Annotated in this window: 11 protein-coding genes and 1 rRNA gene; 3 read left to right on the top strand and 9 right to left on the bottom strand. The window is 66.4% G+C overall.

Annotated elements, in window-relative coordinates; genetic code table 11:
- Nucleotides 1-94: 94 nt before the first annotated feature.
- Nucleotides 95-2695 carry an aminopeptidase N gene (gene pepN, locus WDB66_RS11440; protein ID WP_339398718.1) on the bottom strand — a complete coding sequence of 867 codons (2601 nt, stop codon included), beginning with the start codon at nt 2693-2695 and terminating at the stop codon, nt 95-97.
- Nucleotides 2696-2870: 175 nt separating this feature from the next.
- On the opposite strand from pepN, the gene WDB66_RS11435 reads away from it, so the two are divergent.
- The gene (locus WDB66_RS11435; protein WP_339398717.1) at nt 2871-3845 is read left to right on the top strand and encodes a pyridoxal-phosphate dependent enzyme; all 975 of its coding nucleotides are present in this window, start codon (nt 2871-2873) and stop codon (nt 3843-3845) included.
- Between the two features lie 43 nt (nt 3846-3888).
- Here the strand turns inward: WDB66_RS11435 and WDB66_RS11430 are convergent, their stop codons facing one another.
- The 3 genes from WDB66_RS11430 to WDB66_RS11420 are packed head-to-tail and all read right to left on the bottom strand — an operon-like array spanning nt 3889 to nt 7305.
- Nucleotides 3889-5160 (bottom strand): heme biosynthesis HemY N-terminal domain-containing protein, encoded by a 1272-nt coding sequence (locus WDB66_RS11430; protein WP_339398716.1) that lies wholly within the window; start codon nt 5158-5160, stop codon nt 3889-3891.
- Nucleotides 5157-6509, bottom strand: a complete 1353-nt coding sequence (locus WDB66_RS11425) for a uroporphyrinogen-III C-methyltransferase (RefSeq protein WP_339398715.1) — start codon at nt 6507-6509, stop codon at nt 5157-5159. Before WDB66_RS11425 ends, WDB66_RS11430 begins: the two co-directional genes overlap by 4 nt.
- A gap of 7 nt (nt 6510-6516) precedes the next feature.
- Nucleotides 6517-7305 (bottom strand): uroporphyrinogen-III synthase, encoded by a 789-nt coding sequence (locus tag WDB66_RS11420; RefSeq protein WP_339398714.1) that lies wholly within the window; start codon nt 7303-7305, stop codon nt 6517-6519.
- Between the two features lie 39 nt (nt 7306-7344).
- Between WDB66_RS11420 and WDB66_RS11415 the strand changes: the two genes are divergently transcribed.
- Both WDB66_RS11415 and WDB66_RS11410 read left to right on the top strand, forming a co-directional pair.
- Complete coding sequence (locus WDB66_RS11415) at nt 7345-7809, top strand: YiiD C-terminal domain-containing protein (RefSeq protein WP_339398713.1); 465 nt, start codon at nt 7345-7347, stop codon at nt 7807-7809.
- A gap of 69 nt (nt 7810-7878) precedes the next feature.
- Nucleotides 7879-10044 carry a TonB-dependent receptor family protein gene (locus WDB66_RS11410; protein ID WP_339398712.1) on the top strand — a complete coding sequence of 722 codons (2166 nt, stop codon included), beginning with the start codon at nt 7879-7881 and terminating at the stop codon, nt 10042-10044.
- A gap of 9 nt (nt 10045-10053) precedes the next feature.
- Here the strand turns inward: WDB66_RS11410 and WDB66_RS11405 are convergent, their stop codons facing one another.
- The 5 genes from WDB66_RS11405 to rrf all read right to left on the bottom strand — a co-directional run bounded on the left by WDB66_RS11405 (nt 10054) and on the right by rrf (nt 12847).
- Nucleotides 10054-10830, bottom strand: a complete 777-nt coding sequence (locus WDB66_RS11405) for a ferredoxin--NADP reductase (protein ID WP_339398711.1) — start codon at nt 10828-10830, stop codon at nt 10054-10056.
- 108 nt (nt 10831-10938) lie between these two features.
- Nucleotides 10939-11409, bottom strand: coding sequence for a bacterioferritin (gene bfr, locus WDB66_RS11400; protein WP_339398710.1), 471 nt, complete (start codon nt 11407-11409; stop codon nt 10939-10941).
- A 216-nt stretch (nt 11410-11625) separates the two neighbouring features.
- On the bottom strand, nt 11626-11883 hold the full coding sequence (locus tag WDB66_RS11395) for a (2Fe-2S)-binding protein (RefSeq protein ID WP_339398709.1): 258 nt from the start codon (nt 11881-11883) through the stop codon (nt 11626-11628).
- 47 nt (nt 11884-11930) lie between these two features.
- On the bottom strand, nt 11931-12512 hold the full coding sequence (locus WDB66_RS11390; RefSeq protein WP_339398708.1) for an RNA pyrophosphohydrolase: 582 nt from the start codon (nt 12510-12512) through the stop codon (nt 11931-11933).
- Between the two features lie 221 nt (nt 12513-12733).
- Nucleotides 12734-12847 (bottom strand): 5S ribosomal RNA (gene rrf / locus WDB66_RS11385).
- Nucleotides 12848-12976 lie beyond the last annotated feature (129 nt).

Genomic DNA, 12976 nt, shown 5'->3' with positions numbered 1-12976 from the left:
TGAGTCCCGAGTCTCGGGCGCCGGGTGTAAATCCGTGCTGAATCCGGGCTGTTCGGAGCGTTTTGCGCACCAAAACGCACATTTCCGTTCAGTTTCACGGCTGCAACAGCCTTGCCAGCACCTCGTGGCTGTCGCGTGAACGAAGCTGCGGGTGCAGCGCCTGCAACCCGCGCGACAGCTGCGCACGCCGGCCCGGGTCGAAGCGCCGCCAGTGCTCGAACACCGACAGCAGGCGCGCAGCCACCTGCGGATTGATCGCATCCAGCACCGGAATCTGCTTCAGCAGCAATGCATAGCCGGCGCCATCGGCACGATGGAAGGCCGGCACGTTGTTGCGTGCGAACGCACCCAGCACCGCACGCACCCGGTTGGGATTGGTCGGCTGCCAATGCGGCCCGGCCAACAGCGCGGCAACGGTGTCCAGCGCACCGGCGCGTGGTGTGGACGCCAGCAGTGCGAGCCATTTGTCGGTGGTCAACGCATCGCCGCTGTGACGTTGCGCGAACATCCGCAACGCGGTGGGCGCCGGCGTAAGCCCACGATGCAACAGCACACCGAGCGCGGCGATCCTGTCGGTCAGCGTGTTGGCGCCGGTGAAATGGGCATAGGCGCGTGCGCCATCGATTTCGGCCGGCAGCCGCGACAGGCGTTGCAGGCACAGGTTGCGTAGGCTGCGGGCTGCGGCGCTGGCGGCATCCAGCCCTTCCAGTGCCTGCGCCGACAGCGCCCAGTAACGCGCATCCAGCGTACGCGCCTGGTTGCGGGCCAGGCGTTCGAGCAAGGCTTCGCGCGCCTGCCAGATCGCGTCGATGTCCAGTTGCGCCAGATCCGATGACAGATCCCAGACATCCGGTATCGCCAGGCATTCGGCGACAAAGGCGGGATTGGCCTGCGGGTCGTCGAGTAGCGCCGCCTGCGCCTGCAACAGCGCATCCAGCGCGTCCGATGCCGGTTCCAGCAGCGCCATCCGCGCCAAGCGCTGCATCGCCTCCCAGCGGGTCAGCGGATCCGGCTCTACCTGCGCCAGCCGAGCCAGTTCGTCCGGGCGGTAGGCCATGTCCAGCCGCACCGGTGCAGACAATCCCTGCAGAAAGGCCGGCAGCGGTTTTTCGGCAAGCCCGTGCAGCCGCAGGACATGTTCGGAATCGCGCAGTTCGATCAGGCCTGGGCGGGTGGCCGCATCGGTTTCGGGCACGCGCACGATGCGCTGCCCGGCGGCGTCGTAGAACGCCAGGGCAAGCGGGATGTGCAGCGGCTTTTGCGGATCGGCGCCGTGCTGACGCAGGGTCAGGGTGTAACTGCAGCTGGCCGGATCGAAGTCCTCGTGCACCTCGATACGCGGCGTGCCTGGTTGTTCCCACCAGCGTAGAAACTGCGACAGATCGCGCCCGGATGCCTGCGCCATCGCGGCAACCAGATCCTCGACCGTGGCCGCACCGCCGTCATGCGCTGCGAAATAGGCATCCAGGCCCCGACGGAACGCGCCCTCGCCCAGCAGCGTGTGCAGCATGCGGACCAGTTCGGCGCCCTTTTCGTACACCGTGGCGGTGTAGAAGTTGTTGATCTCGCGGTAGCTGGCTGGGCGCACCGGGTGCGAGAGCGGGCCGGCGTCTTCGACGAACTGGCGGCTTTTCAGCACCCGCACGTCCTCGATGCGCTTCAAGCCGCGCGAATGCAGGTCGGCGGTGAATTCCTGGTCGCGGAACACCGTCAGCCCTTCCTTCAGCGAGAGCTGGAACCAGTCGCGCAACGTCACGCGGTCGCCGGACCAGTTGTGGAAGTATTCGTGCCCGATCACCGATTCGATTGCGAGGAAATCCTCGTCGGTGGCGGTATCGATGTCGGCCAGGATGTAACGCGCGTTGAAGATGTTGAGGCCCTTGTTCTCCATCGCGCCCATGGTGAAATCCTGCGCGGCGACGATGTTGAACACAGAAAGATCATAGGCGCGGCCGAAGCGGCGCTCGTCCCATTCCATCGCACGCAGCGTGGCACCGAGCGCGTATTCGCAGCGCGCCACGTCGGCGGCCTCGGCCCAGACGTTCACCTCCACGCGCCTGCCTTCCATCGTAGTGAACGGCGCGCTGACGCGCTGCAGATCGCCGGCCACCAGCGCGAACAGGTAGCTGGGCTTGGGATGCGGATCGTGCCAGCGCGCGAAATGGCGGCCATCGGACATGCCGCCCTGCTCCACTGGATCGCCATTGGAAAGCAGCACCGGATAGCGCGCGCGATCGGCACGCAGCACGACATCGAACACCGCCGATACATCAGGCCGGTCCGGAAAGAAGGTGATGCGGCGGAAGCCCTCGGCCTCGCACTGGGTGAACAGCGCGCCACGGCTGACATACAGGCCTTCGAGCCGGGTATTGGCCTGCGGCACGATGCGCACCACGGTGTGCAGTTCGCAGGCGCCGGAAAGCCTTTCGATATGCAGGCCGGTGGCATCGTGACGATACTCGCCGGGTGCAAGCGGACGCCCATCAATGGCGATTTCCAGCAGTTCCAGCTCTTCGCCATCCAGCCGCAGCGGCTGCACCGGCCGGTCCGGGTCCGGCTCCAGTGCCAGCGTGGCGGTGACCGTGGTCGCGGCCGGATCCAGATCGAACTCCAGCCTTGCATGGCGCACGCGCCACGGTGGTGGCTGGTAGTCGGCCAGGCGGATTTCCGGATCGGTCTCGGCAACGGTGGTCATGGGCATCCTTGTCACGTATCCCGGCCGCAGCCGGACTCCATCAAACGCGGCCGCAGCGGGCCGCAACACCATCCACGATAGTACCGAAAGGGATGAAACCGGACATGCGCGCGGATGAGCAGCGCTGCCAGCAGGCGGCGGCTATGCTGGACGCCGGACCACCGACCATCACCCGATGAACACGCCTCTGCCCGACCCACCCACGCTGGCCTGCATCCGCAACGCCGCCGCCCGCATCGCGCCGTTTGCGCATGTCACGCCGGTGCTGGGCTCGGCCTCACTGGACCGCCTCGCCGGTGCCACGCTGTTCTTCAAGGCCGAGCATCTGCAGCGCGTGGGCGCGTTCAAGTTCCGTGGCGCCTGCAATGCGGTGTTCTCGCTGGACGCGGCCCGCGCAGCCCGCGGCGTGGTGACCCAATCCTCCGGCAACCACGGCGCTGCAATCGCGCTGGCCTGCAAGCTGCGTGGCATTGGTGCCACGGTGGTGGTACCGCGCAACGCGCCGCAGGTGAAGCTCGCCGCGATCCGTGATTTCGGTGCACGGATCGTGCCCTGCGACGCCTCGCAGCACGACCGTGACCGCGTCACCGCGCAGGTGCTGGCCGAAACCCGTGGCGAACTGATCCACCCGTTCGACGATCCACGCGTCATCGCAGGCCAGGGCACCGCCGCGCTCGAGCTGCTGCACCAGGCCGCCGCGCTGGATGTGATCGTGGTGCCGGTATCCGGCGGCGGCCTGCTGTCGGGCACGCTGCTCGCGGTCAAGGCGCTGAACCCGGCGATCGAGGTGTTCGGCGCCGAGCCGGAAGGCGCGGCTGACGCCTGGCAATCGCTGCGCCAGCGGCGGCGCATCACCGACATGAGTCCGGACACGATCTGCGATGGCCTGCGCGCGCAGCTGTCCGAACGCACCTTTTCAATCCTGTCGGACCGTTGCGACGGCATCCTGCTGGCCAGTGACGACGAAGTACGGACCGCGATGCGGCTGCTGTTCGAGCGCATGAAGCAGGTGGTCGAGCCCTCCGGTGCACTGGCGCTGGCGGTGGTGCTGCGTGAACGCGAACGCTTCGCCGGACGCCGCGTGGGCATCGTGCTGTCGGGCGGGAATCTGGATCATTCTGCGGTGTCTGCGGCACCCGGCCACGGCTGAAGACCAGCACCGGACAAACTGGCTGCTACGCGCTGTCTCCGGCTCAGGGCAGCGGATCGGCCTCGTGCGGCAGCAGCGGCACACCCATGCTGGAGCGCGATTCCAGTTCGGCGCTGCCGGCAATTTCCTCGCGCAGGCTGCGGCCGGGCAGCAGCGATACCGGTTCGCCCCGCTGGATCGCCAGCGCGCGGGCATAGGCGGTGCGGGCGCGTGCATCGTCGTGCTGGGCGGCATGCACATGGCCCAGTTCTTCCCATGCCTCGGCGCCGGCCCCGTGCGCCAGCGCCTGTTGCAGATAGGCCTCGGCCTTGCCCCAGATCTGCTCGTGCCGGCACAGCTGGCCCAGGGTCACCAGCAAAGCCGGATCCTGCGGGTGGTCGACCAGCCAGGCTTCAGCCATTTTCAACGGTGAATGGCGGCCGCTGCGCGGCAGCGCGCCGTAGATTGCGACCAGCTCCGGCGACCAGTGCCGGCGCAGGGTTTTCTCCACTGCGGCAATGCCGGCCTCGGCCTGACCCAGCGCCACCGCACGACGGGCGTAGGCGGCCACCACTTGTGGATCGGACTTCTGCCCGCGCGACAGGCTCGACCAGAGCCGCGAAAGCTCCGCCTCGTCGCCGGCCTGCTGCAACGCGGCGGACAGGATGCGTGCCTCCTGCCGTTGCAGCGCCGGGCCTTCGGCCACATGGCTGGCATGCAGCGCCGGCAGCAACAGCACGGCTTCGCGTGCGCGGCCGGTGTCCACCAGCGCGCCCAGATGGATTTCCAGTGCGCGCGGTGGTAAAGCCGCCACCGGCAGCGGATCGAACAGCGCGGTGATCGCGGCCGCGTCGCCCTGCTGCTTGTGCTGGCGCGCGATCAGCAAGGCGGCATCGACCGGATCGCCATGTTCGGCGGCACTGGCCAGCAGTTCACCGGCGGCCGCCGCATCGCCACGGGCCTGTGCGGCGCGCGCGGCGCCCAGCAGGGCAGGCAGGCGATGACCGGGATCGCGCGAGGCGCGCACAAGCAGGGATTCAGCCCGACGCCAGCGGCCCTCATGCAGCGCCACCAGCCCACCGGCCAGGCATTCTCGCGCAACCCGGGTACGACGATGGCGCCAGAAACGGAACGGAAACCGCAGCAAGCCCAGCAGCAGCCACAGCGCCACAGCGCCGATGAACAGCGCCAGCAGCGCGACCACCAGCGTGGTTTCGATGCTGTAGCCACGCAAAGCGATCTGCACATAGCCCGGATCGGCCACCACCACGCGCCACAGCCAGGCGCCCAGCAGGGCCAGCGCCAGCAGCAGGATCAGCCCGAACAGGCGTCTCACGGGGTGGCTCCATGGCCGTCATCAGCCGGTTCGGATGCTTCCACCGGCGGTGCATTCGGTTCAGTCTCGGGCGGCGAATCGCTTTCTGTGTCGGCTTCATCCCCGGTCTCACCTTCACGTTCGACATCCCAACCAGCTGCGGTTTCGTCCTCCGGCGAGGCGTCGGCCTGCGCCGGAATCTCCGGTTCCAGCGGAAGGTCAGATGTGGACGATGCACTGTCTTCGGGCACCTCTCCACCGGCTTCCGCAACCGGGGCGGCACGCTGCGGCTGCACGGCTGGCAGCTCCAACGCCGAGCCACGGCCCACATGGCGCGCAGCGCGCAGTGCACGCAGCTCGCGCAGGGTCGCGCCCAGCACCGGCAGCTGCGGCAGCAGTCGCGCCTGGCGCAATTCGGTGATGCGCTCGAACCAGTGCTGCACTTCGGCCTGCCCGGCATCGAACAAGCCGGCGGCATTGTTTTCCACCTGCGCCAGCGCGCTGTCGAACGCGGCCTGATCCGGGCGCGCCAGCGCGGCCTGTGCCAGTTCCAGTTGCAGCGCGATCGCAGCCAGCGCGGCCTGGCGTTGCGCCGGGCCCAGCAGGGTGGTCTGCGGGTCCACACGCCGTACCGTGACCAGCTGTCCCAGCAGTTGCGCCAGACGCGAATCACCCGCGCCGAGTGTTTCGACTTCACCCTCGCGCGAAACCGGCAGATTGGCCAATTGCGCGGCCAGCTGCGCAAGCTCCGCACGCAGTTGCGGGCGCGGATCCGGCGGCACCGCGCGCAGCTGGATCAGTTCCTGCGCCAGGGTCTGGCGCAATGTCGACAACGCCGGGTCATCCAGCCCGGCCAGGGTGCCTTCGGCCAGCGAAAAGGCCTGGATCGTCGCCGGCACATCGGCATACAGGCTGAGCCGCTCACTGCCCATCGACAACAGGAATTCGGCCTCATTCAGCCGCAGCAGGGCGTCACCGCTCATGCGGCTTTGCGACAGCCGCGCGACGGCGTCTTCAAGCAGACCGGCACGTTCGCCCATGCCCAGCACTTCCTCGCGCAACACCTGATGGGTGGCGCTGGTGGAATCGATCCGCTGGGTCAACGCCTGCTGATTCTGGCGCAGCTGTCCGATGCCGCGCTCAAGCTCGGCCAGGCGCCGATCCAGCGCTTCGCTGTCGGCCTGCCAGCGTGCCGCATCGTTCTGGCCCTGTTGCAGTGTGTGGCGCGCATACAGCGCGGCGGCAACCGCGCCGGCCAGAACCAGCAACAGCAGCACCCAGGGCCAGCGGCGGGAGGTGCGGGCCGGCTCGGGTTCGGCCTGGATATCGTCGGCTTCGGTCACAGTGGCGATCGTCGGAGTTGCGGGCATGGTCATGCTACCGGAAGCCCGGCGCAGCGGCATATGCGGCCAGTTCATCGAGCATCGCGGGCACCGTGGGTGCGGCTGCGGTCAGGCTGTGGGCGAAGCCGGCGTCACCGGCCAGAAGCGCCAACCTCGGGCTGCTGGCCACGGCGACCGAATCCAGCAGTGTCGGCCGCAATTGCGCCGGCACAGCGGCCAGTACCGCGTCCAGCGCCTCGCCGCTGGACACCAACACGGCGCGCGGTGCGCCGGCCTGTGCCAGTGCCCGCCAATGCCGCGCATCCAGACGCGGTGGCTGACGTTGATAGACCTCGGCGCGCTGCACCTGAAGACCACGCCGCGCCAACCCGGCCGCGATCACACCACGGCCACCGGGTGCAGTAACCAGCCCCACCCGGCCGCTGATCGCATCCCAGTGCGGCATCGTCATCAGCCCCTCCGAATGCATCGCATCATCCGGCGGTGCCAGCGCCATCAGGCCCTGCCGCGCCAGCGCACGCCGTGTGCCTTCACCCACCGCGAACACCTGTTCGGCGGGTGTTTGTGCCAATGGCAGCAGCCGTGCCGCGAACGCCACCGCTGCCGGGCTGGTGAAGACCAGCACCGGACAATCCAGCGACTTGCGCAGATGTTCACGCGCCAGCGCCACATCAGGTGGCGGCAGCAAGGCCAGGCCGGGCAGCGAAACATGCCGGGCACCACGCGCCTGTACCGCGCGCCGGGCGGCAGCCTGCTGCATCGCCGGGCGCAGGCAGATGACGGACCAGCCGGCCAATTCCGGCAAGACAAATGCAGTATCCATTTGGCAAGCTTACGCGCCCCGCTCCTTTTCAGCGTTGTCTTGGACCTGATCATCCCCACCCACCGTATCGAGCAGCGCCTGCTGTCCATGCCTCCTGTCCGCGCACTGCAGTTGCGCCTGCACCACTACGATGGCGAACGGCTGCATCTGGTGGCACCGCTGGCACCCAATATCAACGACAAGGCCAACGCCTTCGGTGGCAGCCTGGCCAGCGTGATGACCCTGGCCGCCTGGGCTCTGGTCTCGGTGAAGCTGGAAGAAGCCGGCCTGGAGGCTGATGTCTATGTACAGGATTCGATGCTGCGCTACCGCCACCCGCTCTACGACGAACTGACGGCCGAGGCCTGGCTGGCGCCGGAGCAGTCGTGGGAGCAGTTCCTCACCAGCTTCCGGCAACGTGGCAAGGCACGGGCGCAGATGCTGGCACGCATCTGCAACGCCGCAGGCACCGAGTGCTGCTCACTGGAAGGCCGTTTTGTCGCACTCGCACCACGCGAGGATTAGATTGTCTGCCGCGCCACACGCACACAAGCCAGCCGCCTCCGATGCTGACGGCGCTAGCATGGGCAGGTGATGCGCCCGCATGAAACCCGTGTTTCTTTGATAGCCACCCGCTTCGGCACGGTGGCGGCGCTCGGCCTCTGGGCGCTGTGTGGCGTGGCGTCCGGCGCGCCGCCCGCACCCGCGCCTGAACACGAAGCAGTGCACGACGAAGCCGCGCGCCTGCCGGACATCGTCGTCAGCGCGACCCGCACACCACGCGATGCGATGCAGCTGCCCGCTTCGATCAATGCGGTGGCGATCGATGCGCTGCGCACTGCGCGACCGATGACCGCGTTGTCCGATGTGCTGGGCGGCGTTCCCGGGGTCAACGTGCGCAACCGCCAGAACCACGCGCAGGACGAACAGATCTCGATCCGCGGCTTCGGCGCACGCTCCACGTTCGGTGTGCGCGGGTTGCGGCTCTACGCCGATGGCATTCCGGCCACAATGCCGGACGGTTCCGGCCAGGTGTCGCATTTCAATCTGGACGCAGCCGAACGCATCGAGGTGCTGCGCGGCCCGTTCTCGGCGCTGTACGGCAACTCCTCCGGCGGCGTGATCGCACTTCACAGCCGGCAGGGCGAAGGCCCGGCACGCTGGAGCACCTCCTGGCGCAGCGGCAGTGAAGGCTTCTGGCGCGCCAGCGTGCTGGGGCTGGGACAGGCGGGCGCGATGGGCTACAACCTGGCGCTGTCGCGCTTTGCCACCGATGGCTACCGGCACCACAGCCGGGCTCGGCGTGACAGCGGCAACCTGAGACTGGACTGGGACTTCGGCGGCAGCCGTCAGCTCACGCTGGTCGCCAATGCGATCGACATGCCGGGCACCCTCGATCCGCTCGGCCTTGGGTGGGACCAGGTCATCGAAAACCCGCGTCAGGCCGTGGCCAACGCCATCGCCTTCAACACCCGCAAATCCGTAAGGCAACGCCAGGGCGGGCTGATCCTGCGGCAGGACATCGGCGAACGCCACAGCCTGCATGTCACCGGCTACGGCGGCGCGCGCCAGGTGCTGCAATTCCTGGCGATCCCGGCCGCGCCGCAGAACAGTCCGCTGCATTCGGGCGGGGTCGTGGATCTGGATTCTGACTACCACGGCGGCGATCTGCGCTGGCAGTACGACGGTCTGTTGGCCGGTCGCGCACTGACACTGGTGGCGGGCCTCAGCGCCGAACACCAGTACCAGCGCCGCCGTGGCCATGATAACCATGTGGACGGTATTCCCGGCCTGCAAGGCAGGCTGCGCCGCGACGAGCGCAACCGCGCCGACAGTTCCGACCAGTATCTGCAACTGGACTGGCAACTGGCGGACCACTGGTCGCTGCTGGCCGGCGCGCGCCACAGCCAGCTGTCGTTCCGCTCGCAGGACCGCTACATCACCGCCGCCAATCCGGATGATTCCGGACAGGCGCACTATTCGGCGACCACGCCGGTGGCCGGGCTGATGCTGCACACCAGCGATGCGCTGAAGTTCCACATCGCCTACGGGCGCGGCTTCGAAACCCCGACCTTCGCCGAACTGGCCTACCGGCGCGATGGCGGTGCCGGGCTGGCGTTTGATCTTTCCGCCGCACGCAGCCGCAGTCTGGAATTGGGTGCAAAGTGGCGACCTTCGCCCGGCATCGGGATTCAGGGCGCGCTGTTTCGCGCCGATACCGATGACGAACTGGCAGTCGCGGCGAACAGCGGCGGGCGTTCGAGCTATCGCAATGTTGCCGCCGCCCGACGCCAAGGGCTGGAATTGGCACTGGACGCCGAACTGGCAAGGGACTGGTCGTGGCAGCTGGCCTATACCCGGATCCAGGCGCAGTTCCGCACGGATTTTCTGGCCTGCAGCGGAAGTCCTTGCACGAATCCGGACCTGCCGATCGCGGCAGGCTCACCGATTCCCGGGGTGCCGCGCTCGCAGCTCGCGAGCCGGCTGGCGTTCGATAACGGGCGCTGGCAGTCCGCGCTGGATGCGAGCCGAACCGGCGTGGTCGTGGTCAACGATGCCGCCAGCCAGAGTGCGCCGGCCTGCCATACGGTCGGCATCGAGGCCGGACACCGCATCGGCCGCCTGCGGCTGTCGGCCCGGATCGACAATCTGCTGGACCGGGCCTGCATCGGCTCGGTCATCGTCAACGACGGCAACGGGCGCTATTTCGAACCGGCGCCGGGGCGCCAGTGGCTGCTCGCAGGCCACTGGCACTTCTGAGGCTGCGCGCTACTTTTCGACAAAAGCGCGTTCGAACACGTATTCGCCGGCGGTCCCGATACGCGGCGAGGACGTGAATCCACGCGCATCCAGGATGCGGCGGAAATCGGCCAGCATCTGCGGGCTGCCGCAGATCATCGCGCGGTCGTGCTTTGGGTCCAGTGGTTCGATGCCCAGATCCTGCATCATCCGGCCGCTTTCCAGCAGATCGGTCAGGCGCCCGCGATGCTGGAATTCCTCACGCGTGACGGCCGGGTAATACAGCAACTGGCGGCTGACCATTTCGCCCAGATATTCGTGTTTGGGCAGCTCCTGCGTCACGTAGTCGCGGTAGGCCAGATCCTCCACCTGGCGCACGCCGTGGGTCAGGATCACGCGCTCGAAACGCTCGTAGGTATCCGGATCCTTGATGATCGACAGGTACGGCGCCAGTCCGGTGCCGGTGGCCAGCAGATAGAGGTTGCGGCCCGGATGCACATCGGAAATCAACAGCGTGCCGGTCGGCTTGCGGCCGACCAGGATCTCGTCACCCACTTTCAGGTGCTGCAGGCGCGAGGTCAGCGGGCCATGCGCCACCTTGATCGAGAAGAACTCCATCTCCTCTTCCCAGTTGGCGCTGGCCACCGAATAGGCGCGCATCAGCGGCTTGCCGTCGACCGGCAGGCCGATCATCACGAACTGGCCGTTCTCGAAGCGCAGGCCGGCACCACGCGTGGTGCGGAAACTGAAGTAATCACGGGTCCAGTGGTGGACATGGAGCACTTTTTCTACATCGAACGCCGACATCGCAGATTCCGTGGAAAAACAAAGGCCCGGTCACATGGACCGGACCCGATAGTGTAATGGCAGCGCGGTGTGGGACGTTGCGCTGGATCAAAGCCGGCGCGACAGGGTTCAGTCGTCCAGCTGCGCCTGCAGATACGTCTGCAAGCCGAGCCGGCTGATCAGATCCTGCTGGGTTTCGATCCAATCCACGTGCTCTTCATCGGCTTCCAGGATCGAGACCAGCAGCTCACGCGAGACGTAGTCGCCGGCCTCCTCACAATCGGCGACCGCCTGGCGGGTCAGCGGCATCGCGGCGGTTTCCAGCCGCAGGTCGCAGTCCAGGCATTCTTGCGGTGTCTCGCCGATCAGCAGCTTGCCGAGATTCTGCAGGTTCGGCAGCCCTTCCAGAAACAGGATGCGCTCAATCAGCGCATCGGCCTGCTTCATCGCCTTGATCGAGCGGTGGTAGTCGTGCTCCTCCAGCTCCTTCAGGCCCCAATGGCCGAACATGCGGGCATGCAGGAAGTACTGGTTGATCGCGGTCAGCTGGTTGAACAACACCTTGTTCAGGTGCGCAATGATCCTGGTTTCGCCTTTCATGCCGGCTCTCCTGAGTCCACATCGACCCGGAAGCTTAGCCGCAACCAGAACCCGGTGGCGGAGCGAAAATCGCTCGCATTGCGATCTTCGATGGCGCCCCACTGATCCGGCCAGGACACCACGTCAGTCAGCGGCCTTGTACCGTCGGCCCGGTCGGGCACGCTACCTGCCGGCTATGGGAAAGTGGGAAGCGATTCGGACGGGAGGATACGGGCCTCAGGCGGCCAGCAGCGGCAGCGAGAAATGCTCGCGCCGGGTCTCTTCCATGATTTCCAACGCCAGATCGCCGCAACTGCCACATACCGTCGAACAGCCAGTCATCGCCGAAAGCTGGGACAGATCGCTGGCACCGGCATGCACCGCTTCCCGGACGTCGCGATCCGTGATTCCGTTGCAGATGCACACGTACATGTATGACTCCGATAGACCAACAGCGGAGTGGATACTGATGCAAATGAGAATCGATGTCAACATCAGTCCTGATCAGACTGATCGGTGACCTGCATGGCTCCAGCACAGGTTCAGCCAGTCTGCTGCCCCCTGCGGCGCTGATCATCCCGGCGCACCATCGGCACTCTCGATGCCGGCGTGTGCTTTGGCCCGAAGCCAAGGATCGAGGCCCCGGCAGCCACCGCCTGTGCGGTCGCTGCAACATGATTGAGCGCACGCAAATAGACATCACGCTTGAAATCGACCACGTGCTCGAACGGATACCAGAAATCCACCCATTGCCAGCGATCGAATTCAGGGCGCTCGGTATGATCCAGACAAACATTGGACTCATCGGCGACCAGGCGCAGCAGGAACCAGACCTGCTTTTGACCGATGCACAGCGGACGCTGGCTCGTGCGCACGAAGCGCCTGGGAAGGCGGTAACGCAACCAGCCTGGTGTTGCAGCCAGTACCTCGACGTGCTCGGCGCGCAGCCCGGTTTCCTCTTCCAGCTCGCGGAACATCGCCTCCAGCGGCGTCTCGTCCGACCGCATTCCACCTTGCGGGAACTGCCAACCATCCCGACGTGAGCGCCGGGCCCAGAACACCCGCCCGTCCGGATTCATGAGGATGATGCCGACATTGGGGCGATAACCGTCCGGATCGATCATGGGACGATCTCCTGAACACACTGGCCCGAGAGTGCCACAGGCGGGCACGAAACAACAAGCCAAACGGCGTGCATCTCGCGGGTACTGAAACAGGTTGCAGAATGGGGGGTGCGCAGAGCACTGAACCATCAAGCGTATTGCCCTGTCTGTTCCGATGTCATGACATTTTCTTTTCCCAATAAAAAGCCCCCGACATTGTGTCGGGGGCTTTTGGGATAAGACCCTGGCGATGACCTACTCTCGCATGCGCGGGGCACACTACCATCGGCGCGTCTGCGTTTCACTTCCGAGTTCGGGATGGGATCGGGTGGTTCCACAGTGCTATGTTCACCAGGGAGAGGGTGGAGGGTCGCGGTTCTGCGGTGTTTTACCGTTGCAGATCGCGCTCACGCTCTCATGGGGATGGGACGTAACAAGGTTTAAGTGAAGTCTCGATGTGTCATCGAGGAGAAGCCACTTGAGGT

Origin of the sequence: Denitratimonas organivorans (assembly GCF_037478135.1) — a bacterium.
Lineage (GTDB): Bacteria > Pseudomonadota > Gammaproteobacteria > Xanthomonadales > Xanthomonadaceae > Denitratimonas.
This window is presented reverse-complemented; position numbering and strand designations above follow the sequence as displayed.

Excerpts from the sequence above, each read along its gene's own strand:
- pepN (WP_339398718.1), bottom strand. The coding sequence starts at position 2,695 with ATGACCACCGTTGCCGAGACCGATCCGGAAATCCGCCTGGCCGACTAC.
- WDB66_RS11435 (WP_339398717.1), top strand. The coding sequence starts at position 2,871 with ATGAACACGCCTCTGCCCGACCCACCCACGCTGGCCTGCATCCGCAAC.
- WDB66_RS11425 (WP_339398715.1), bottom strand. The coding sequence starts at position 6,509 with ATGCCCGCAACTCCGACGATCGCCACTGTGACCGAAGCCGACGATATC.
- WDB66_RS11420 (WP_339398714.1), bottom strand. The coding sequence starts at position 7,305 with ATGGATACTGCATTTGTCTTGCCGGAATTGGCCGGCTGGTCCGTCATC.
- WDB66_RS11410 (WP_339398712.1), top strand. The coding sequence starts at position 7,879 with ATGCGCCCGCATGAAACCCGTGTTTCTTTGATAGCCACCCGCTTCGGC.
- WDB66_RS11405 (WP_339398711.1), bottom strand. The coding sequence starts at position 10,830 with ATGTCGGCGTTCGATGTAGAAAAAGTGCTCCATGTCCACCACTGGACC.
- bfr (WP_339398710.1), bottom strand. The coding sequence starts at position 11,409 with ATGAAAGGCGAAACCAGGATCATTGCGCACCTGAACAAGGTGTTGTTC.
- WDB66_RS11395 (WP_339398709.1), bottom strand. The coding sequence starts at position 11,883 with ATGTTGACATCGATTCTCATTTGCATCAGTATCCACTCCGCTGTTGGT.
- WDB66_RS11390 (WP_339398708.1), bottom strand. The coding sequence starts at position 12,512 with ATGATCGATCCGGACGGTTATCGCCCCAATGTCGGCATCATCCTCATG.